Below are 21583 nucleotides of genomic sequence, written 5' to 3'. Positions count from 1 at the left end.
ACATATCATGGTATTTTAAAAGATAATGATAAAAAGGGCTCATTTGTGTCCTTCCAACGAGAAGATTGATATCCCTAGGGAGGATCCCTAGGTTATTTTTTAAGCTTTTTTAGTAGCTTCTCTCCAGTCATCGCTTCCGCTTGTACCTGCAGCTACGTGCTCCCAAACTATCTTTCTATAGTTCATTGAAACTTTGAAAAGCTCAGTTTTGTCGCTATTTAGCTTGTCTTGAGCATTTGGGCTTACCAGAGTGATATCTGTTATAGTTGCATCTTCTAGTTTTGTAGTGAAGAAGTGCTCAGCGCCACCACTAGTTGATGTTCTATACCAGTGGATCTCAACCTCCGGAAGTCTCTCGCCTTGAGTTAATGCATTGTAAAGAAGTGGAACAGCTTTGTTTAAAGATGTTGTAAAGCTAAATGGCTTATGTACTCTTTGTCCTGATGGTTGGCCACTTTGTGGATCTACTGGAACAGTTACGATGTGAGAAACCTCTTGTGCCATGATCTCATCTTCGTGACCTGACTGATAGCGATTACCGATACTAGCTTCTGTTGAAGCACCACTTGAGATAAGTCCTTGAGTAGAACCTTTCACCTTAATATACACTGGTTGTGACATATTTACTCCTATTAAAAAATTTGGTTATTTTAACTTTTATTAACTTTCTATTTTATTAAAAACATTACTTTTTTAACATATAGCTTTCAAGTGCTTTATGTAATAAATAATTAAACGCCTCTTTATCTTCTCTGGTGCTTTTTGTTACAGCACCAGAGAGATATTTGAAAAACGAATTATTCTCGACTATATCGTACATTTGACTATATAGCTCTTTGCAAATAAGCTTAAGCAAAACAGCATTCACAAGCGTCGTGTTGTCACTTAGAGGCAGCGTTTTTATAATAGTTTCCATATCTTTTGTATTTAACGTCCTGCTCTGCTCGCTTATAGGGCTCATGTTTGGCTGCACTTTTATGCTCTCAACCAAATTCATCAAAAGTTCATCCATGCTCTTTGCTGTTAGCATCCTTTGACTATTTATATCTTCTTCATCGAAATTTTGAGCGCTCTCATTTAAATTTAAAGGCACATCATTAACATTCTCATTTAAAGTGATATCTTTTTCTTCATCTATGAGAGAATTTATCTTTGGCTCTTCTTTAAAATCAACATTTGATATTTTCCCAACTGGCTCAAATTCTTTATTATCAAGCTCATCAAAATTTTTGGTATTTTCTATGATCTTGTGGGCTTTGCCGACATATTCGTCTATCCTAGAAGGATCTATAAATATAAATTTAAGCTCGCCTATCCTAAAAATATCTCCTGGATTTATCACACTTTCATAATCATCAGGCAACTTCGAATAAGAATCGCTATAAAATATCTCGCATCCTTCGTATCCGCAAATGGTAAAAACACCCTCTTCAAAGCCTATATGAGCGTGCTTTGAAGCTATAGAGCCACTTGTATCGCTGCATGGAAATTTAACCGTATCTAGCGAGCCTATGTCTCCGCCGTTTTCATCAAAAATGACATACTGCGCCAAAAAGCTCGAGGCTTTATCGAAATTTTGTATAACCGCTGCTATTTCTTGCATATCTTTTCCTTAATAAAGCATCTTTCTTGGTAAATCAATAGTTGGTATGATATTCATAAGCTCTAAAAGCTCTCCACCATTTGGAGTAACTTCAAAGCCAAAATATGACTCTTTTTTACCATCAAAGTTAAGCGTGCTAACGCCAATGCTGCTGAAATTTGAAGCCTTTAAGAGCTTGTACCAGCCCCACTCGCCATCAAAGCTGATCTCTTTTTTATCACTGCCTGCATTTGAAACTGCATTAAATTTAAACTGTGTTGAGATATCAAAGCTTTTACTTGAGACAAGTAAATTTGATGGGATCGTGTGATCATACGCCAAAGAGTTATTTCCGTAGCCTATATTTATATGGCTGAAATTTGCCGATAGATCAACCGCTTTTAAGTTATAGTTTAGTTTTAGCTCGTCATTTGAATCAAGCATCAAATTTGAAATTCTATCGATATAAGCGATATTTTCAAGGAAACTTTTATTAAATCTTAGCTCTTTTGCATATTTTGGTCTTACCTTATAACCACTGCCTGTTTTGCTTAAAATTTGTTTTAGATATTTATCATAAAAGCTATTCCAAGTTCCGTCTTTGCCAAAAAATCTCTTAAATTCTTCGATACTAACGGCCTTTGCTGAGTTTTCATTAAATGGGTAATAAGGTTTTATAAGACTTTCAAAGTCATCAAGAACATCATCTTTATAAGCTGTTGCTAAAAGCGATGAAGCTCCGTTTTCTACCTGTTTCCAAGCAAGCTTTGATAGCTTTTGATAGTACTCGTTTAGCTCATCTGGAAGCTTTTTAGCGTCATTATTTAGCACGATAAATGGATCATTCTCATTTTTTATGCCATTTATCGCATAAACTATCTTGTCGTCACTGCTTTGAAGCATCTCAAAGTTATAGTCGCTAACTTTTTTATATACATTTGTGACGTCATTGCTGATAAGATCTAGCGATCCGTCAGAATTTAGCGCATGATAGTTTGTAAATTTAGTGCTAAAGTCTGTAAATACACGTTTTATCTCGCTTGAAGCAAAACCTAGAGAGTAGATGTATTTTAGTAAATTTTCATCATTTAAATTTGTATTTTGATTAGTTAGTTTTATAAGAGAATTTAGTGGGTTTTCTCTTTTTGACAAAATTTCAAGCTCATCTATGACCTCTTTTTTAGTAGCAAATTCATTTGGCTCGATCGCTCTTAAAATTTGGTTCCATTTATCAGCATAGTTTTGCAAGTAAAGCTCTACAACTGCGATACTTAGCTCTTTTTTCTCATTTGAGCTGATATCTTTTAAAGATGAGTTGGTATCCATTAGCCACGACTCGATGCCTGCGGTCTCATCGATGTTTGAGCTAAGTTTAGCCAAGAAGTCTCTTAAATTTTCTTTTGTATAAATTTTATTAAATGGATTAAACGCCTCTTTTTCTTGAACTACTTGGTTTAAATTTTCAACCTCTTTTTTGATGTCGTAGAATGATTTTTCATCTTTAAATGATATAAACTCAAGTATCGAGTAGAGCCTTTTTGCTCTTTGAACAGGTGTTAGCTTGGTATTTGCTGCACTTTGGGCGCTCTGATCTGCTGAAATGCTTAAATTTTTAGCATTTAAAATAGCTTCGATGTGTGCTAAAAACTCGTCCTTAGCAACACCATATTTTTCAAATTTATCCCAGTTTGCAGCTATCCAAATTTTAAATAGATCTACATTTGTATAGTTTTTATCAAAAAGTGAATCATACATATAAAAGGCTTTTATAAGCTTATCTGGATCGCTCTCTGTTTTTAGGATATTTTCCATCTCAGTTAAAACTGTATTTTTGAAAAAGTCAGCGCTAAGGTCGTAATAAAGCGCTTTAACAGGCGTAAAACCTTTATAAGAGGTATCAAGAGTGATGTACTCAAATTTAGTATCACCGCTAAAGATCCTTGGATAGTCGTTTAGACTTTGTTTTAGCAGATTTAAAAGCTCGATCTTTTGTGTAGCGGTAAGATCTTTATACTTTTTGTTATCAAGATAGTTTGAAATTTTATCTACGTTGTTAGCCGCAATTTGCTCTTTTGTATTTTTGATATTTAAAATATAACTAGAGCCAAAATAAACTCCCACACAAAGTGCAGCCACTAGGGCGAAATTTATAAATTTAATAAATCTATTTTGAGCGCCAAATTTCGTTACATTTGCTTTAAAAGCGATCTCTTTTAAAAATGATTTTACAAAATAGCTTTGTTTGCTGTAATTATTTACCGCTCTAAGAAGTGGTTTTTTGATGCTATATTTATCACAAATTGTATTTGTAAGATAGTTTATAGGGATGTTTTCTTGATATGCACTTACAAAATAAACTCCGTTTATAACAGATGTGTTTTTAAGGGCATTTTGAGAGCTTAGCTTTGTAACAAAATCTTTTACCAGCACGAAGAAATTTTCAAGCTGTTTTAAGAACAAATATGAGCGTTTTTTATCTTCTAGCATGTGCGAGATCGAGTTTTTGCTCATTAGGTGTTTAAATAGTGAGTCGCTTAAGCCCTTAAGCTCTGTCTCAAGTGTTTGGGCGGTGAAATTTGAGTCTAAATTTATACCAAGTGCTTTGTTTGCCACGTCTTCATTAAATAATTTAAAATAATCACCCATACCATCTATAAGATCAAGCTTACTAAAGACCACATAGATAGGAAATTTAATGCCAAGGTGCTTCTCACAGTCATTTATCCTCTTTACCATATATCTTATAAGCTCGTCAAAATACTCTTGAGTGCCTTCTAGAAATTTTTTCGTATCGATGATAAGCACGGCGCCGCTTAGTCTTGAGTTAAAGTCATTTCTCTTTAAAAAGTGTAAAAACTCGTTCCAAACGCCTTTTTTAAGTAGATAGTCTCTGTTTTTCTCTACATCATCTTCAGGAAGCTCTTCTGTCGCAGTTGGCTGATAGAGGCTCTCTTGCGCAAAGTGAATGCCCTCAGTATCTAATAGTGCTCCAAATTTTGATACATAAAGGTTAAAATTTGTCGTACTTTGGTGTATCTTTTTATAAGTATCTAGGCTATCAGATAGAGGAAATTCGATATTTGAATAGTTTATAAAAGCACTTTTGCCAGCGCCCTCGTTGCCTATTATCATTATTAATGGCAATTTTTTGAAATTTATATCTTTTTTCCAAGTCGTTTTGGCGTCTTTTAGCGAAAGTAAGAAATTTCTCTTTGCTTTGCCAAAACTATCCATTGACTCTTTTTTTATCTCTTTTAGTTTGTCGTTTTTCTCATCTTTGCGTGATGCAAAATAGTTCATCAGCGGTCTAAGCAAGACAAAAAACAATATAACTGCCCAAAAAGCAACTAGCACGCTAACTCGTGAGCTAACGCTAGCAAAGCTGTATATATCGTTAAATGCTACAAGTGGGGCATAGAGCCAAAACAAAACACTAAGAGCGATAGAAGTTACTAAAACAACACTGTGTTTAAACCTAAAAAATGTGAAAAATCTGCGTAAGTAGTCGATAAATGCCATAGCTGCAAATCCTTTTACAAATAAATATATTTCTTTTATGTAATTATATCAGATTTTTTTGATTTTGGAGTTAAATTTTATGAACAAAGTCTAAATTTTATAAAATTTGACATTTTTTTATCATTTTTAAGCCTTGAACCAAAGCCAATTTGACTACTTGTATATTTTGACCCAAGCTTAAACTGCATCTTGTGAGAGTAATTTATCTTCAAATATAAATCAGAAACAAATTCATCATTAGTAAAATAAGAAAGAGTCTCTTGAAGCTCTTTAAATTTATCTTTTTTGGGGAAGAAATTTACAGCCTCTTCGTACTCTATGCCGTTTATAAAGACTGCGATCTTAGTTTGTTTTTCAAAAAGCTTTTTGCCAAGGATGAAATTTTTACCAAGTGTCCTATTTTTATGGCCTAAAGAGTTTAAATTTGATGGTGCTATGAAAATTTGGTTTGGTAAATTTTCAAGTATAAAAAGCTTATCTTTTAGCCCAAAGTGGCTCTGAAGCGCAAATTCAACCTCTTTTTTTGGCCTTCTTTGGCTAACTGCAAGTGGCGAAAATGGCAGAAATTTCTTTGCCAGCAGCTTTTCTTTTATGTTAAGCATATCAAGTAAGATCTTTGAAATTTTATCATCAAGCTCATCTTCAAAAGATCTTGCGTAATTTTTTAGACTAATGCTGTCAAAAAATAGCCAAAGCAAGTAGTTGTCAAAAAAATCAAAAAATAACTCATAGCTATTGTCATTAGTCTTTGAAATTTTCTCTAAAATGTAGCTTGTTAGGTGCGAGCCGCTTCCTAAAAGACCCATAAAATTTACAATTATCTTTGTAAGCTCCTGCTCATCTAAGCTCTCGAGCTCTTTGATCGGGTAGGCAAAACTCGAGCTATTTTTTAAAAATATCTCGCTTCTATCCCTATCTTTTAGGATGTTTTTTATCAGTTTAAAAAATGAAGCTTGGTTTATCTCTTCGCTCATACTAGCTCTTTCGTGCCACTTAAAAACCCATAATCAAATAAAATTTTACTCTTTACGCACTTGATCTTAAGCTCGCAAAATGAGTTAATAGAAGCAAATTTTGATAAAAACTTAGCCAAATTTATACCTAAAACATAGACATTTCCAAGGCTTTCAAACTCGCTCTCATCTATATAAAATATACAAAGCACTCCTCTTTTTGCAAAGCCGCCATCGACCCTGTGGATCTGTTTTGTCTTTATCTCATGAAGCGAGCTAGAAAATTTCTTCAAAAACTCATCATCAGGCAGCATAAAGGCATTAAGCAGTGCTAGAAAAGAGCCCTTGTTTAGTATGCTTTGATAGCTAAATGACAAGATACTAACCAGCCTCCAGAGTAAATTTCCATCTACATTTACACGTTTTACACTAGTTGGGATAGTTAAATTTTTGGTTACTACACCTTGGTGATTTTGGATTTTGTTTATCTCGCCAAGTTTTAGACTAGTTGGCAAGTCGCCGTTGCAGCAAAGCGTCTCGATGCTCACGGTCTGCTCTTTGGTGTCATTTTTAAAAAATGAAATTTCTTTGTAAGAGTTTAGCTTCATATCTATTTTGTTGCTTACAAAGTAATAATCCTTTGATCTTTGGCTATTTAAAAACTCAAACCTCTCAAAGCTTTTGTAGTTTTTAAGTATCCTTTTTTCATTATTGCTACTGTGAGCGACAACCTTTGTGATAGAGACTATCTCGTAAGCGTTTATGTTTGAGCGGTCGATGAAAATTCTATATTCGCTTCGTTTGTTGTTATTTTGTATAGGCTCAGCGCCTTTTGCAAACAAATTTATCGCTGGCGTGGCAAAGAGAGAGAAATACTCTAGCCTTGGCACATAGCCATTTGGCATATCTTTTGAAAAGACAAATTTGATGTTAAAGCTTTTTGCGTCAAATCTCTTTAAAAAACCAAGTCCATTTATACGGATGAAATTTAGTTTAGATGAAAAATATGAAAGCTCTTTTATAAGCTCAAACGCCTCAAAACCAAACTCATCACTCTTTATCAAAGCTTCATCAAATTCATCCAAGCTAAGCTTGTCAGCTCCAAGTTTTATCTCCTCATCGCTATCTTCAAAGCTTATGACTATAAATTTTAAGTAGTTTTTTAGCCACATCAAAAGAGTTGAAGAGAAGTATATGTTATCGCCAAGGTATAAATTTAAAAAGCTGGTATCAAGCTCTTTGGTGCTAAGTTCATCTTTGGTGATAGATATGTTTAAATTTAAAAGATAGTCGCTTTTGTTGTTTGACATGAAAGCTTTTGATATCTTTAAAGGAAGCAAATTTACGTCATATATCGTCTGGAATTTACAAGCCACGCCGTTTATTGGATTTGACTCTATGATGCTGCCCTTTGGTATAAATTCTTTTTTTTCTGAAAAGTCATCTCTTAGAGCAAATTCTTGCATGCAAACTGAGGGGAAAGGATTTGTGTAGCTTGGCATTAAGATATTTATCAAAGACTCAGCTATTAAGGGAATATTTTCATCTAGCTCTTGCCTAATCCTTGATGTCAAAATAGCCATATTTTCTATGATACTCTCAACATCAGGATCTTTGCTCTTAGTATCTAAAAATGGTGCAACTTTTGGGAAATTCTTTATAAAAAGAGCTCTTGTTTCATCAAGATACGCCATCTCTTTTTGAAAATAAGCTAAATTATTTTCATTATAATCCATTATAAAATCTCACAATATCTATTGTTTTTAAAAATAACCTTTAGCAAATACTCTTTGAAATTGTCGTTTTTATGCTTATAGTTTATGTTAAAGATGATGCGCCAAGGCTTTAGCGAGTCATCATAGCCGATAGAAGTTATTTCTATTCTATTTTCGTTTGAGGTGATTAGTTCATATATCGCCATGCCAAGTCTATGGCCAAGCTCGTTTATCTCGACCCCGACCGACCAAAGATCGATGATACTATCATTTAAACGGCCGTAGTTTCCAAGCCTTGAGTTTAAGATAGTATCGATATGATCTTTGATGTCGCTGTCTAGGTCTTTGAAGTAGGGACGAAATTTTGACTCATCACTAAATTCATATAAAATTTTATCTATCAGCGACATGCTTAAATTTACTCTTTATCCAGCTTACCAACCAAAGAAAGCTCGAAATTTGCCCCCATAAATTTAAAGTGAGGTCTAGCTAGAAGCTCTATCTTATACCAGCCTGGCTCGCCAGCTATATCGCTAACGATGACTTTTGCGCTTCTAAATGGTCTTCTACTTCTTACATCAGCTGGTGGGTTTTCTTGGTCTGAGATGTACTGTCTTAGCCACTCATTTAAGCCGCGCTCAACGTCACTACGCTCTTTCCAAGTACCGATCTCTTCTCTTTGAAGTACTTTTAGATAGTGAGCCAAACGAGAGATCAAAAATACATATGGAAGCTGTGTGCCAAGTCTAAAATTTGTCTCGGCAGCTTTGCCTTCTGGAGTATTTGGGAAAACTTTAGGTTTTAGCACTGAGTTTGCAGAGAAAAATGCTGCGTTGTTGCTATCACGTCTTAGCGTAAGTGTGATAAAGCCGTTTTCTGCAAGCTCAAATTCTCTTCTATCTGTGATCAAAACTTCGGTTGGAATTTTTGTCTGAACGCTTCCGTAGTTTTCATAAGTGTAAGTTGGTAGGTCTTTTACAGCGCCGCCACCTTTTGGTCCGATGATGTTTCCGCACCATCTATAGTCCGCAAAACTCTCTGTAAGTCTTGTAGCAAACGCATAAGCGCCATTACCCCAAAGCATATCATCGTGCTTATCAATGCTTTCACGGTAGTTAAAGCTTTTTATAGGGTTATCTTCTGGGATATATGGAGATCTAGTAAGAAATCTATTTACCATACAACCTGTATATTTTGCGTCTTCGTTCTCTCTAAAAGTTCTCCATCTTGTGTATTGAGGACCTTCAAGTAGGCTCTTTAGATCTTTTATGTTTTCAAGTTCGCCAAAGTTATCAAGTCCAAAGAATTTAGAAGATAGCGAAGTTAGAAGCGGAGAGTGGCTCATCGCTGCAATTGATGACATTTTGTTTAAGAAAGTCATGTCTTGATTTGACTTATCTAGCTCATAATCAGCAACTATAGCACCAACTGGCTCACCACCAAATTGACCATATTCAGCTGAGTAAATTTGCTTATAAAGTGTGCTTTGAGTTATATCTAGATTGTTTTCAAAGTCATCCAAAATTTCCTCTTTTGTAGCGTCTAAAAGATCGATCTTTACGTTTTCGTTGAAATTTGTTCTCTCAACCAAAAATCTAATGCCACGCCAAGTAGACTCTAGCTCTTGGAAAGATTTGTTGTGTAAAATTTCATCCATCTGAGCTGATAAAAGCGTGTCTATATGGGCTATCATCTCATCAAGTGCTAGCTTGTTTATCTTCTCTTCAGCGTTGTTTGTTGTGATGATATTTGAGATAAACTCGGCAACTCCTTGCTTTACTACGCTATAACTTTCATCATCTTTTGTATATTTGCTCCTTTGCATTATGCTTTCAATGATAGGAGTTTTTACTTTAGTTTCAGACATTTTTATTCCTTATCTTTTTCGTCTTTAAGCTCTAAAAGAAGCTGTTTTCTACTATCTTCATCCTTAATAGCCTCTAAAACTGCTTTTCTAAAATCAGGCATATTGCCCATAGGTCCTTTTAACGCAACTAAAGCTTTTCTAAGCTGTAATAGCTTTTTTAGCTCAGGTACTTGGTTGATGATATTGTCTGGATTGAAGTCTTGAATGCTTTCAAAATTTAGATCGATATTTAGATCTTCACTACCAGAATTTAGTCTATTTTTCACTGAAAATTCAGTATGAATGTCTAAACTTTTCATAACTTGATCGAAATTTATCTTATTTATAGAGACAACTTCGCGATCTTCAAGTGGAGTTTGGTTTTCACCAGTTAAATTTGAAACTACCATCAGCTTTAATGGAAGCTCAACATCTGCTTCTTGGTTGTTTGTTTTGGTTCTATAAACAATGTTTATACGTTCTTTTGGTGGGATTGAATTCTCTGCCATAATAACATCCTTTTTTTGAGTAAATGATTTAAGAATTATAATTAAATAAAATTAAAGAAGTTTTAAAAAAACATATTTTATCACAAAAATGTTTTTGCCTTTATATAAATATCTGACAAATAATCCTTAAGCTCGGTGTTTTCTATAAATTTAACTATTTGCGAATATACAACTTTTGCATTGTTGTCCATGCCTTGGCTTGTAAAAATTTTGGAAAGCTCTAACAAAAAGCTAAGCTCACTTTGCGAATTTGTTGTATATTTGCTTCTATCAAGGGCTTTTATCAGCTCTTCAAAGCTCATATCTTTTTTCATTTCGTCACTAGAGATAAAATTTGCGCTCTCTTTTTTACTAAAAAATTTAGCACTCTCTTCGTTAAAAAATGCCTCTTCACTTTGAAATTTGAGCTTTTTCATATCTGGGAATTTTTCTATAAAATTTAAAGTCATACTAGAAACTAGTTCGCCTTGCTCGCTTAGTCCAGATGATCTTAAAAACTCATAAAATATCCTAACGCCATCTATCCAAAATGGATTAAGAGCTAAATTTCTTATAAATTTCTCTAAATTACCAAGGTTTGCTTCTTTCATATTTTTAAAAAGTAAGATCAAATTTTCATCAGGATAGCGTATTTGCGTCACTTGCTCGCTGCTAACTGGCAAAGCCTTGATCCTGCCCCACATCGCCTCAAAAATAAGCGAGTAAGCGGTCAAATTTTTTATATCATTTTTTAAAAGCGAGATGGATAAATTTACAAAATACTCCCTAAACTCTCTATCGCTAAATGTGCTAATGTCGCTACTGCCAAAAGAGACGCTTTGTGAGTAGCTTGGCTCTACCTTTTGCGGCTGTTTTGGCTCCTCTACTTTTTGAGCTTGCTCGCTTTTTTCTTCTATATAAAGCGTGTCAAAGTGCGTGCTAAGCTCGCGTGAAAGCTCAGGTACAAGCTCATTAAAAGCTCTTGCATCTGCTTCGTCTAAATTTATACCATCCCTATGCGCTTGCGTAAAAAGCTCTATCGTTTGGGCAAATATCTTTTTTTTAGCAGGCACTTGCTTTTCATTTTTTGCTAATAAATTTGGCTCTTGTTTTAGAGTTGTTAGAAAAAATGAAAAGGCCTCGATCAGGGTTTTAAAGCTATCTTTTTGATTTAAATTTATAGCAGAGATCGCTAAGAAATTTAAAAGCTTTACATCGAGGCTAAATTCGCTTAATGCCTTTAAAGACGAGCTAAAGACAAAGTCCCATTTTATCGTATCGTGAGTCAAAGTCTTATACTTTGACATCTCGTCTATAAGACTGATGTAGAGTTCGTTTTCTGAAAAGTTTTCGTTAAATTTGTTGAAAAACTTATCTTGCACTTACTTTTTGTCCATAAAATTTTCTATCTTATTGTTTAGAACGCTGTCGTTTTTAACGTTGTTTTGATCCATCGAGTAGGTGCTATATAAAAACGCAGCCGCGATAGCTGCAAGCGCTATAAGGATAAAATAAAATTTCAAATGCCTTAGTGAAAATATCTCAAAAAAGCTTCTCTTTTTAGTTTTTAAATAGCTCTTTTCAAATACATTTTCATCAGCTTTGATAAGTGGTGAAACGGCTGAGGCTATATTTTCACAAAGGTATGAAATTTTCTCGTTGCAATCTTCTTGCGCTTCGTATTTACCCTTGTAGCCAAGCACCAAACATGCGTAGATAAACTCTAAAAAGTCCTTGTTTTTGCCAACATTTTCAAACCATTTATCCATGATGCCAAAGAATTTGTTACCACCTAAATTTTCATTAAAAAATCTTGTAGTTAGGGTGTTGTTCGCCCAAAAACTATTCATAAAAATTTCATTTTTAAGCAAGCTCTCATCGATAAAAACGCAAAGGCAATATCTAAGCCTAATGATGTCATCCTCTTCATAAATGCCTAAATTTGAGATCTTTGAAGTGGTGCTTAATATATCATTTATCAGCTTTTCACGTAAATTTTGCATCTCACTTTGTGAAAAATTTTGTAGTTTTGATACTCTGTTTGCCAAAAGAAGCAGTGGTAGCACATGATCTAGGGCAGGATTTGCGCCAAGCCCTAGAAGCTTTGTTTGGCTTAAAACTGAAATGTCATTTTGATTTTCACTCATTTTTTATCCTTATAATAAAGCCCACATCTTAATGTCAGCGTTTGATAAATTTGCTGTTATATAGACGCTAATAACGCTTTGATTTGCGAAGCTTTTGAAAATTTCATCTTTTTTATCGATCTTGTAGTAGATATAGTCATTTAGCTTTGGCAATGTACTAGGTATAGCTGAAATTTGCTCTACATTTATGCCGCGAAGCTGTGATGAGACGATACTTTTGATGTTTGATTGGGTGTGGATTTTGCACTGCTCTTTGAAATTTTTAAGCAGGTACTCATTTTTTGTATCGCTATGGATAGCAAAGTAAATTTCTGAGTTTTCTATGATGCTTGGGTTATCAAAGACGCAGTCAAAAAAGCCGTGATTGTTTTTAACGATCTGTGCCATGACGTATTTTGGCGACAAGATATGCGAGAACAAAAGTCTAAGATTGTTTATTAACGGTACGAAAGTTTGACTTAAGTTGTTGTGATCATAAGCGATAAATTCGCTAAAACTATCATCGTGACTTAGGGCTAGCAGATCAGCTTGAAAATCAACCAGCTTTTCATATAGATACTCTGGATGAATTTTATCTCTTTTGAAAAGATATGAGAATATCAAGTGCCATTTTTTTAGCATATTTAGCGTCAAATATGTTGAAATATCAAGCCTATTTTTAGCCTGATCTATACCGCCTAAAAGCCCAGTATAGCTCTCTTGATGCTGCTTTGTAGCAAAGCTAAACTCATCTATAAAGCTGGTTATGAAGGAATTTTTACTGATATCGATGCAAGTTGGGATAAATTTCTCATCAAGCGTTATTTGCTTGTTGAGGTCAATGTTTTTTATCCTGCAAATAGGCACGCTAAGCTCATAAGGCGTCTTTGAGCCAAGCACTCCTAGAGCCGATCTTTGGCTTGCTAGGATCAAATTTTCTTTATCCTGCGTAAAAGCAGACGAAAGTTCAAAGTCGTCTTTGTCATCTAGCTCGTTCAGGATATCGTTGCTAGCTTCATCATGCACTCTTGAGCTAATGAGCGCTTGCTTGGCAGTAAATTTTAGATTTGGCAGGTTGTTTTGCAAGCTAACATCAACAAGTCCTGAGCTAACTGGTAGTTTTAGCACTATGACAGCAGAATTTAGCTCGCTAGGACTTATCTCAAGAGGCTCTGGTAGGTCATCTTGATCTGGGGCGTTAAATATCGTACCATCTTGCGAGATACAAGAAATTTTATTTAGCCCTATCTTGCCTTGAAGCAAAAGCTCACTTGAGATCTCAAGCTCTAAAACTCCATATAAATTTGATAAAGACGAGACGGTTTTTAGGTTTAAATTTCTCTCAAAATACCTCTCTTGCTGCTCGAAATGAACCTTATCAACGTTCATCCCGTTGTACCAGACAACTTTTAGTTTATCAGACATTTTATTTGCTTGCTTGGATCTTAGAGCTGCTAGCGTCTATGGTATTTACGCCATTTTTAGTTATCTCAAAAACTATATTTTTCTCTTTTGCTTCTTTTGTTGATTTGTAAGCTTTGATATTTGTCTTGCTTTGATCAGCATAAAGCACCAAAATGCCTACGTATGGCACTTCGTCTGGATCGACATTTGTAAAAGCGTATCTGTTTGTATTTGGCTGAATTTGCGTTTTTATCGAGTCTATCTTGTCTTGACCAAGTATGTCGCCATTTTTCTCAGCTAGATCAACTATGCTAGCTTGCTGAAATTTTGCCACATCTCTTAGCTTATAAGCGATGATAGTGACCGGTACGTTGTCACCGTGGTAGTTTAAGTTTGAATTTGGAGTGTTGCTTATTATCAGATCTTTTGCACATCCTGCGATAAATAGCATAAAAATTAAAGAACAAAGAAATTTAAACGTTTTCTTCATGGTTTCCTTTACCTCACGTTAATAATATTATTTTTATGTAATTCTATCTAAAGTTATTTTAGAAGAAACTTATTTTAAAATCAATGTTCTTAAATAAAACTTTAATGAGCGTTAATCAATCCTTTATATTATGCTCTTTAGCATGGCTCAGGATCTTTTGCCTAAGATCTTCTGGGAAGCTATCTCTATACATCACTGGTGTTAGAGGGTTTAGTTTTTTATCTAATTTACCAGCCTCGTATAGTCTTGTTAGCTCTTCTGGTGTGTTGTAGTATGGTGCATTTGGATATCCCTCTGGTGGAGTTAGGGACATTATTTTTGCTTCTAGGAGAGCAGAATCAATATAAAGAGAAAGATCTTTTTCGCTCCATCTATTAGGAAAAGCACCTTTCCCATATTCTTCTTGAAATTCACTCATATGGCTTTTAATATAATTTACAAATTCTTCTCTTGTAGTCTCGTTTGCGTCAAGGTCTCTAGGGTCTAGTAGTTTTCCTTCGTCTTCTACAAGTTTCCTCAAACGCTTATGAAAAGAGCCATCTGCATTATTAATGACCCCACCCCTATTAAAATCCATCACGAAATAGCTACCTACTATCTCATCAAGATAAGGTATCATGCCATATTCATCTAGTGGGGGATTTTTATATAGTTTAAGAATTTTTTCGTAGGTATCTAAATTTTTATTTACTCCAACTGTATATGTATAGTATTTAAAGCAATCTGCTAGTACATGTAGCGCTTCTACTACTCCAAGTTGGGCTGCTAGAAATACTGCTTGAAATTCTCTTGCTTTAAATCCACCTTCATTTCCATTACCTAGCGATTCACTATCTCCTAATACTCCAGCACAGATTCCCCACTCTCCTATAAAGAGTTCTGATTTTAGTGTATTTTTATTTCTATCCACTTCATCATAAATTTCAGCATATTCTGGTTTAGTTAGTTTGCCACTACTATCTACTCTGCCTATGGCATCTTCTGGTATATCTATCATAGTGCATTTTAGATTACTTCTTTTTACTAGATAGATATATCTATCTCTTTTATCTTTTAAGCTTTCATAGTAGGCTTTTTCTGATTTAGTCCAAGGTGATATTTTAGTAGAGCTTGGTTTATAGCTAATATCTAGCCATGGTTTAAATGATAGATAGTCTGTTTGACCTAGAGAATTTGGTTTAGGGTTATAGTATAGGGGTTTATAGTTTTTATATGGAGATGAGTCTAGGATGGAGCGGGAGTCTAGGACTAGTTTGGCTGCAAGGTCTGGAGCTAGCTGCATATTTGGATTTTTTTCAGCAATTATCAAATTTGTCTTTTTATCAAATGGTATTTCCATTCCATTTGGAGCTATAACCGTATATGTATTAGTATTATCCATTAAATTTTCTTTACTCATTAAATTTCCTTTGTTTATTATTAATAGTGTTCCTGCTGCTAAAAGAGCTATGATGATAAATATTATCTTCTTCATATCTTATCCTATATATAGACCATCTTCCATTACTATGGTAGTGGCTAGACGACCTATTAGGCGAGGAGGGATATTTTTTTCTTCTAAATTTTCTTTTTCTTTCCAGCTCTCCTTACACCCCACATACATACCCTTTACATTATTGTTTCCTATAACATCTAGTGCTTTTAGTAGTCTTCTTGATTTATTATCTACTTCTGATCCAAAGGTGTTTAAATTTCCATTTTTAAAGTCTTCTAGTATCTCCATAGCTTCGTTGTATTTGTCTATTGGCAGGGCTTGTTTTGAGGTGCCTTTACTTGTCTTATACATATCATAAATTCCCTCTCTTTGTTTTATGCCTATTGGATTTGATGGACTTATTGTAAGCAATGTTTTAACTCCTTGTAGCATAAGCTCTTTTGGTGAATATGCTAGCTTTTTGTTTCTTTTGTTTAGGTTATTAAAGAACTCTTCATCAGTTTTATTATCTGTTCTTAGTTCATCCAGACATAGATAAGATATCATAGTATCTAGGCTTATATCTTTAGATAGATTAGAGTCTAGTTTGTTTGTAGTGGTGTTTATATCATAGTAGAAGAAGTTATGATAGTCTAGTCCTCCACTAGATAGTCTTCCTCCTATGATAGTTCTTTTTAGGTCTATATTTATAAAAGATGAGTATATCTCTATAGGGTAGTAGGTATATTCACTTGTTTTATTTGAATTTGGTTCATAAGATATATTCTTAACAGCATAAGTATCATTAAATTTATTTGTGAAATACTTATGAAGTATTAGTTCATAAGATCTTTTTTGTTGTTCGTAGGTGGCTCCGTTTGGAGCCATATATATTAAGCTTATTTTCTAATCCTTTATATTATGCTCTTTAGCATAGCTTAATATCTTTTGCCTAAGATCTTCTGGGAAGCTATCTCTATACATCACTGGTGTTAAAGGGTTTAGCTTTTTATCTAATTTACCAGCCTCATATAGTCTTGTTAGCTCTTCTGGTGTGTTGTAGTATGGTGCATTAGGATATCCCTCTGGTGGGGTTAGGGACATTATTTTAGCTTCTAGGAGGGTGGAGTCGATGTAGAGACTTAAATCGTGATCGTCCCATGTGTTTGGATAGCCAACTTCGTCAAACTTTTCCTTATAATCTTCTAATACTTTTTTTGAATATTTTACAAATTCTTCCCTTGTAGTCTCGTTTGCATCTAGGTCTCTAGGGTCTAGTAGTTTACCTTCATCTTCTACCAATTTTCTTAAATGCCTATGGATTGAGCCGTCTGGATTGTTAACAACCCCGCCCCTATTAAAATCCATCACAAAATAGCTTCCCACTATCTCATCAAGATAAGGTATCATTCCATATTCATCTAGTGGGGGATTTTTATATAGTTTAATAATTTTTTCGTAGGTATCTAAATTTTTATTTACTCCAACTGTATATGTATAGTATTTAAAGCAATCTGCTAGTACATGTAGTGCTTCCACTACTCCTAGTTGGGCTGCTAGAAATACTGCTTGAAATTCTCTTGCTTTAAATCCACCTTCATTTCCATTACCTAGTGATTCACTATCTCCTAATACTCCAGCACAAATTCCCCACTCTCCTATAAAGAGTTCTGATTTAAGTGTATTTTTATTTCTATCTACTTCATCATAAATTTCAGCATACTCTGGCTTTGTTAGTTTGCCATTGCTATCTACTCTACCTATGGCATCATCTGGTATATCTATCATAGTGCATTTTAGATTGCTTCTTTTTACTAGATAGATATATCTATCTCTCTTATCTTTTAGACTTTCATAGTAGGCTTTTTCTGATTTAGTCCAAGGTGATAGTTTAGTAGAGCTTGGTTTATAGCTAATGTCTAGCCATGGTTTAAATGCTAAATAGTCTGTCTGACCTAGAGAATTTGGTTTAGGGTTATAGTATAGGGGCTTATAGTTTTTATATAAAGATGAGTCTAGGATGGAGCGGGCTTGAATAACTAATTCGGAGGCCTCTTTGTTTGCAATTCTGTCTTTAACATCTATTTTACTATCTGGCTTTGGTACTATTAGATTTGTATTTTTATCAAGCCAGACTTCCTTTTCATTGGGCGCTATAACCGTATATGTATTAGTGTTATCCATTAAATTTCCTTTATCTTGTAATTTTCCTTTACTTATTACTGCTACTACTGCGACTGCTAAGATAGCTAAAGTTATAAATACAATCTTCTTCATCTCTTATCCTATATATAGACCATCTTCCATAACTATGGTGGTGGCTAGACGACCGATTAGGCGAGGAGGGATTGTACGATCACTATCGGCGTTTGCTTTTTTACACCCCACATACATACCCTTGACATTGTTGTTTCCTATAACATCTAGTGCTTTTAGTAGTCTTCTTGATTTATTATCTACTTCTGAGCCAAAGGTGTTTAAATTTCCATTTTTAAAGTCTTCTAGTATCTCCATAGCTTCGTTGTATTTGTCTATTGGTAGGGCTTGTTTTGAGGTGCTTTTATTTGCTTTATACATCTCATAAATTTCACCTCTTTGTTTTATATCTATTGAGTTTGATGGACTTATTGTTAGCAATGTTTTAACTCCTTGTAGCATAAGCTCTTTTGGTGAATATGCTAGTTTTTTGTTTCTTTTGTTAAGGTTATTAAAGAACTCTTCATCAGTTTTATTATCTGTTCTTAGTTCATCTAGACATAGATAAGATATCATAGTATCTAGACTTATATCTTTAGATAGGTTAGAGTCTAGTTTGTTTGTAGTAGTGTTTATATCATAGTAGAAGAAGTTATGGTAGTCTAGTCCTCCACTAGATAGTCTTCCTCCTATGATAGTTCTTTTTAGATCTATATTTATAAAAGATGAGTATATCTCTATAGGATAGTAGGTATATTCACTTGTTTCATTTGAATAAGGTTCATAAGATATATTCTTAACAGCATAAGCGTCATTAAATTTATTTGTGAAATACTTATGAAGTATTAGTTCATAAGATCTTTTTTGTTGTTCATAAGATGAAGTATAAGCACTATCTAGAAAAAAATTAAAGCCAGCTTTTGCGAGATTGGATATTACTGCTTTTCCTGCATTTTTTGCAAATTCTATACCTATCCTTAAAGTTATAAGTTTTCTTGTGGTGCCTTTATACTCTTGTGCTAATTTTTCTTGATTTAGACGTTGAGCTTTGTCTTCTGCTTTTTGTCCAAAGTAAGAAAAAAGGTAGTCATTGCTTTTTAGCTTTTGCATCTTAAAAAATTCGCGACTTTCATGAAGTTTTAGATTTTTTTTATCATTTTTGCCGATGAATATCAAATAAGGTTTTTCTTTTATTAGTGTGGCCAATCTAAGCTCTCCACCCGTTGCCATAAATATACCTTTAACGACATTAAGAGGAGTAGCGTCTTTCCCTACGTAAAACATTGTCCTTATAACACTTTTCCATACAGTTTCACCGCATTTATCTATCATAAATCCATAAAATGGAAATATATCGGATAATATATCGTTCATTATAGACTTTAATGAAAAATCTATCATATCCTTATACTCATCATCATTTATCTGTTTTATATATCTTTTAAATTTTTCATCCTCTATACTGCTCGTATCTATATTATTAGGATTACCAAGTGTCTCTTTAAGATCTTTATATTCTTCGTCACTTAAAGAAAATTCTTTTTTGAATTCAATTGCAAATTCCTCATTACTAATATCATGTGTGTCTATGGCTGTTGGCTCCTCAAGTATCTTTTTTAACTCACTATATGTATCATCATCCAATATATGATCATCATCCGCCACATGACTTTTTTCTATTGTTTCCACTATCTCTTCTATACAGATTGTATCCTTTTCTCTAGCTTTTGCCTCTTTTTCTTTTTTAAAGAAATATATAGGAACTTTTGTTCTATCTTCTTTTAGATAATAGGTATTTTTAGATAAAACTAGAAGCGTTTCGCCGTATAAATTTATGGCTTCACCCTCAAGATAAGGCTCTGGTTTAATTATGGAATTATCAAATATTTGTCTTAATATAAAATATCCCATCGTTAATAAAAATACTTTTGTAGCTGGATAATAGTATTCTGTTTCTATCTTAATTGCATCATTAGACTCCTCTGCTAGTAGTTGCATCATACCTCTATCATCGATTGGTATTGAGGTTGGTTTACCCAGAGCATAAACAATGCGATCTCGTTCCGTATTTGAATTCAAATTTAAAAAGAAGGTTTTGAATTCCTCTATATTTGCCTTTAAAAATTCTTTCTCATTTTTGATTATCTCTTCCATATCTTTAGCGTTTTTAAAGTGCTTATCTATATGACTTAAATAGTCGGTAGCTTGTGTAAATTCAAAGAATCTATCTGTGTTTCCAAAAAATTCTTTACCCATTGGTGTGTCAAATATGGAATTCTTTGAAATATTGTTTTTAAATTTCTCGATCTTCTCTTTGCTAACCCTTGTAAATGGACTTAAGCTTAACAGATATAGATCTTCATCGTTTTTGGCGTCTATTTGTATAGAGTACTGACTATAGTCTTTTATGCCTTTTAGTTGTTTAGGATCGGTTATCTTCTTATCATCTGCTCTATTTAGACTATCTACTATCTTATAGTTTAATACGTTTTGTAAAAGGTGTTCGTTTAGCTTTGCATTTTCTCTTATTGGGGCATTTGAAATAACAAGATAGTTTTTAGAGATACCGCTACTATTATTTGTATTATGAGTGTTGTCTTTTGTGGTTAAGGATTTGTCTCTTAAAAGATTTGCAAATTTTAAAGAGTTAAAAAATGGATATTGCATATAGACAAAATTTGCTCTATTTGCGATCACACACTCTTCTATCCTTTTAAGTAAGCTCTCTTCAGTATTATCCTTATCATTTTTACATATTGATATATTATTCTTTTTATCTATATTTTCATATTTGCTTATCCTTGCATCAAATAGACTTTTTTCATCGCCTTCTAATGAAAAATCAGAACAAATTCCAATGTACTCGTCATAGTTACTTTTTGTCTTAGTCGCTGTTATATCAAACCCTGAAAAGTCTATAAATGCTCCACGCTTTTGATCGTCGTTTGTAAAAACTAAGATATTATTAAACGATACTGTATTTAATAGCCCTAGTGTAAAGCCAAACTTAGTAGCTAGCAAACTCATAACCGGACCAGAAAAAGCATAAAATCCTCTTTTTTGAAGAAATTCACTTACATTTTTTATAGCAGAAAGAGCATCTGGCACGGCAAGCAGTAGTGTTAGTGGTTTAAAGGTAGACCTTAAATCAGTTATATCAATAAGGCTAAAAAGAAATTTAAATATCTCTTTTGCTATGTAAAGCTTGCCATCCTTTGAAGCCTTTTCAAGATTTTCTTTGATTTCTGTAAATCCGCTCTTGATTGCCTCTATGCTCTCTTTTCCCTTATCAAAATTTTCATGGTTTAGTATTATGATGACTTTTTCTATTAGTGCGTTTTGTAGCTTGTCCAACAATGAGTTAATTTGTTGATCTAATTTTTTATAGTTGCTCACTAGCTCACTAGATGCTTCTTCGAAATTTTTAACCTTATCATCTTTATCCCTAAATGAATTCGCTAGGTTTGCTAACTCTTTAGTAAATTCTTCTATAATATCCTTTTCTTGACTAAGCACCTCTAAATTTATACTACTGTTTGCGACTTTTATTTCATCAGTTCTTTCAAAACCACGCTCATTTTTAAATAAACTAAGCTTATCAAAGTACTTATAAGTCTTTATGCTAACGTTTTTGCCCGCTTTTTTTTGATCATATAGCTTAGTAAATATCTTATTATATAAGGCATCTCCGTTTAGTATATTTGTATTATAGAAATGATTTAAATCACGACAATAAAAGGTTATATTTTTGTATGTCTCACCATTAACACCAAACTCGAAAAGCAATTCCTCTATGCTTCTAATAATTTTCGTATTATCTAATCTCAAGAACGATCCTTCTCTTTAAATT

General features: G+C 33.7%; 16 protein-coding genes. All 16 read right to left on the bottom strand.

What is annotated here, in order from left to right:
- Nucleotides 1-99: 99 nt before the first annotated feature.
- Nucleotides 100-621, bottom strand: coding sequence for an Hcp family type VI secretion system effector (locus CVT14_RS01030; protein WP_012001093.1), 522 nt, complete (start codon nucleotides 619-621; stop codon nucleotides 100-102).
- Between the two features lie 64 nt (nucleotides 622-685).
- Nucleotides 686-1603 (bottom strand): hypothetical protein, encoded by a 918-nt coding sequence (locus CVT14_RS01025; protein WP_103569546.1) that lies wholly within the window; start codon nucleotides 1601-1603, stop codon nucleotides 686-688.
- 9 nt (nucleotides 1604-1612) lie between these two features.
- Nucleotides 1613-5101, bottom strand: coding sequence for a type VI secretion system membrane subunit TssM (gene tssM / locus CVT14_RS01020; protein WP_107849467.1), 3489 nt, complete (start codon nucleotides 5099-5101; stop codon nucleotides 1613-1615).
- A 77-nt stretch (nucleotides 5102-5178) separates the two neighbouring features.
- Nucleotides 5179-6075: a type VI secretion system baseplate subunit TssG gene (locus tag CVT14_RS01015; RefSeq protein WP_021089453.1), complete on the bottom strand. Its 897-nt coding sequence runs from the start codon at nucleotides 6073-6075 to the stop codon at nucleotides 5179-5181.
- Nucleotides 6072-7790: a type VI secretion system baseplate subunit TssF gene (gene tssF / locus CVT14_RS01010; RefSeq protein ID WP_021089462.1), complete on the bottom strand. Its 1719-nt coding sequence runs from the start codon at nucleotides 7788-7790 to the stop codon at nucleotides 6072-6074. Before tssF ends, CVT14_RS01015 begins: the two co-directional genes overlap by 4 nt.
- On the bottom strand, nucleotides 7790-8179 hold the full coding sequence (locus tag CVT14_RS01005) for a hypothetical protein (RefSeq protein ID WP_012001091.1): 390 nt from the start codon (nucleotides 8177-8179) through the stop codon (nucleotides 7790-7792). The genes tssF and CVT14_RS01005 overlap by 1 nt, the downstream gene beginning before the upstream one ends.
- An 8-nt stretch (nucleotides 8180-8187) precedes the next feature.
- Entirely contained in the window at nucleotides 8188-9636 is a 1449-nt protein-coding gene (gene tssC, locus CVT14_RS01000; RefSeq protein WP_021089502.1) for a type VI secretion system contractile sheath large subunit, read from the bottom strand.
- A gap of 2 nt (nucleotides 9637-9638) precedes the next feature.
- Nucleotides 9639-10124: a type VI secretion system contractile sheath small subunit gene (gene tssB, locus CVT14_RS00995; RefSeq protein ID WP_012001089.1), complete on the bottom strand. Its 486-nt coding sequence runs from the start codon at nucleotides 10122-10124 to the stop codon at nucleotides 9639-9641.
- Nucleotides 10125-10204: 80 nt separating this feature from the next.
- Nucleotides 10205-11485: a type VI secretion system domain-containing protein gene (locus tag CVT14_RS00990; protein ID WP_021089465.1), complete on the bottom strand. Its 1281-nt coding sequence runs from the start codon at nucleotides 11483-11485 to the stop codon at nucleotides 10205-10207.
- Nucleotides 11486-12250: a type IVB secretion system protein IcmH/DotU gene (gene icmH, locus CVT14_RS00985; RefSeq protein WP_021086306.1), complete on the bottom strand. Its 765-nt coding sequence runs from the start codon at nucleotides 12248-12250 to the stop codon at nucleotides 11486-11488. It abuts the gene before it with no gap.
- A gap of 9 nt (nucleotides 12251-12259) precedes the next feature.
- Nucleotides 12260-13654: a type VI secretion system baseplate subunit TssK gene (tssK, locus tag CVT14_RS00980; RefSeq protein ID WP_021086322.1), complete on the bottom strand. Its 1395-nt coding sequence runs from the start codon at nucleotides 13652-13654 to the stop codon at nucleotides 12260-12262.
- A gap of 1 nt (nucleotide 13655) precedes the next feature.
- Nucleotides 13656-14123 (bottom strand): type VI secretion system lipoprotein TssJ, encoded by a 468-nt coding sequence (gene tssJ, locus CVT14_RS00975; RefSeq protein WP_021089458.1) that lies wholly within the window; start codon nucleotides 14121-14123, stop codon nucleotides 13656-13658.
- Nucleotides 14124-14238: 115 nt separating this feature from the next.
- Complete coding sequence (locus CVT14_RS00970) at nucleotides 14239-15597, bottom strand: thioredoxin reductase (protein WP_107849466.1); 1359 nt, start codon at nucleotides 15595-15597, stop codon at nucleotides 14239-14241.
- 3 nt (nucleotides 15598-15600) lie between these two features.
- Nucleotides 15601-16425, bottom strand: a complete 825-nt coding sequence (locus tag CVT14_RS00965) for a 3-deoxy-D-arabinoheptulosonate-7-phosphate synthase (protein ID WP_107849465.1) — start codon at nucleotides 16423-16425, stop codon at nucleotides 15601-15603.
- An 18-nt stretch (nucleotides 16426-16443) separates the two neighbouring features.
- Complete coding sequence (locus CVT14_RS00960; protein WP_107849464.1) at nucleotides 16444-17814, bottom strand: thioredoxin reductase; 1371 nt, start codon at nucleotides 17812-17814, stop codon at nucleotides 16444-16446.
- A 3-nt stretch (nucleotides 17815-17817) separates the two neighbouring features.
- Complete coding sequence (locus tag CVT14_RS10700) at nucleotides 17818-21561, bottom strand: hypothetical protein (RefSeq protein ID WP_199907312.1); 3744 nt, start codon at nucleotides 21559-21561, stop codon at nucleotides 17818-17820.
- Nucleotides 21562-21583: the final 22 nt, after the last annotated feature.

This window comes from Campylobacter concisus, assembly GCF_003048445.1.
Classification (GTDB): domain Bacteria; phylum Campylobacterota; class Campylobacteria; order Campylobacterales; family Campylobacteraceae; genus Campylobacter_A; species Campylobacter_A concisus_BF.
This window is presented reverse-complemented; position numbering and strand designations above follow the sequence as displayed.

What these genes read in the sequence shown, in the direction of transcription:
- CVT14_RS01030 (WP_012001093.1), bottom strand. Translation starts at nt 621, where the DNA reads ATGTCACAACCAGTGTATATTAAGGTGAAAGGTTCTACTCAAGGACTT.
- CVT14_RS01025 (WP_103569546.1), bottom strand. Translation starts at nt 1,603, where the DNA reads ATGCAAGAAATAGCAGCGGTTATACAAAATTTCGATAAAGCCTCGAGC.
- tssM (WP_107849467.1), bottom strand. Translation starts at nt 5,101, where the DNA reads ATGGCATTTATCGACTACTTACGCAGATTTTTCACATTTTTTAGGTTT.
- CVT14_RS01015 (WP_021089453.1), bottom strand. Translation starts at nt 6,075, where the DNA reads ATGAGCGAAGAGATAAACCAAGCTTCATTTTTTAAACTGATAAAAAAC.
- tssF (WP_021089462.1), bottom strand. Translation starts at nt 7,790, where the DNA reads ATGGATTATAATGAAAATAATTTAGCTTATTTTCAAAAAGAGATGGCG.
- CVT14_RS01005 (WP_012001091.1), bottom strand. Translation starts at nt 8,179, where the DNA reads ATGTCGCTGATAGATAAAATTTTATATGAATTTAGTGATGAGTCAAAA.
- tssC (WP_021089502.1), bottom strand. Translation starts at nt 9,636, where the DNA reads ATGTCTGAAACTAAAGTAAAAACTCCTATCATTGAAAGCATAATGCAA.
- tssB (WP_012001089.1), bottom strand. Translation starts at nt 10,124, where the DNA reads ATGGCAGAGAATTCAATCCCACCAAAAGAACGTATAAACATTGTTTAT.
- icmH (WP_021086306.1), bottom strand. Translation starts at nt 12,250, where the DNA reads ATGAGTGAAAATCAAAATGACATTTCAGTTTTAAGCCAAACAAAGCTT.
- tssK (WP_021086322.1), bottom strand. Translation starts at nt 13,654, where the DNA reads ATGTCTGATAAACTAAAAGTTGTCTGGTACAACGGGATGAACGTTGAT.
- tssJ (WP_021089458.1), bottom strand. Translation starts at nt 14,123, where the DNA reads ATGAAGAAAACGTTTAAATTTCTTTGTTCTTTAATTTTTATGCTATTT.
- CVT14_RS00970 (WP_107849466.1), bottom strand. Translation starts at nt 15,597, where the DNA reads ATGAAGAAGATAATATTTATCATCATAGCTCTTTTAGCAGCAGGAACA.
- CVT14_RS00965 (WP_107849465.1), bottom strand. Translation starts at nt 16,425, where the DNA reads ATGGCTCCAAACGGAGCCACCTACGAACAACAAAAAAGATCTTATGAA.
- CVT14_RS00960 (WP_107849464.1), bottom strand. Translation starts at nt 17,814, where the DNA reads ATGAAGAAGATTGTATTTATAACTTTAGCTATCTTAGCAGTCGCAGTA.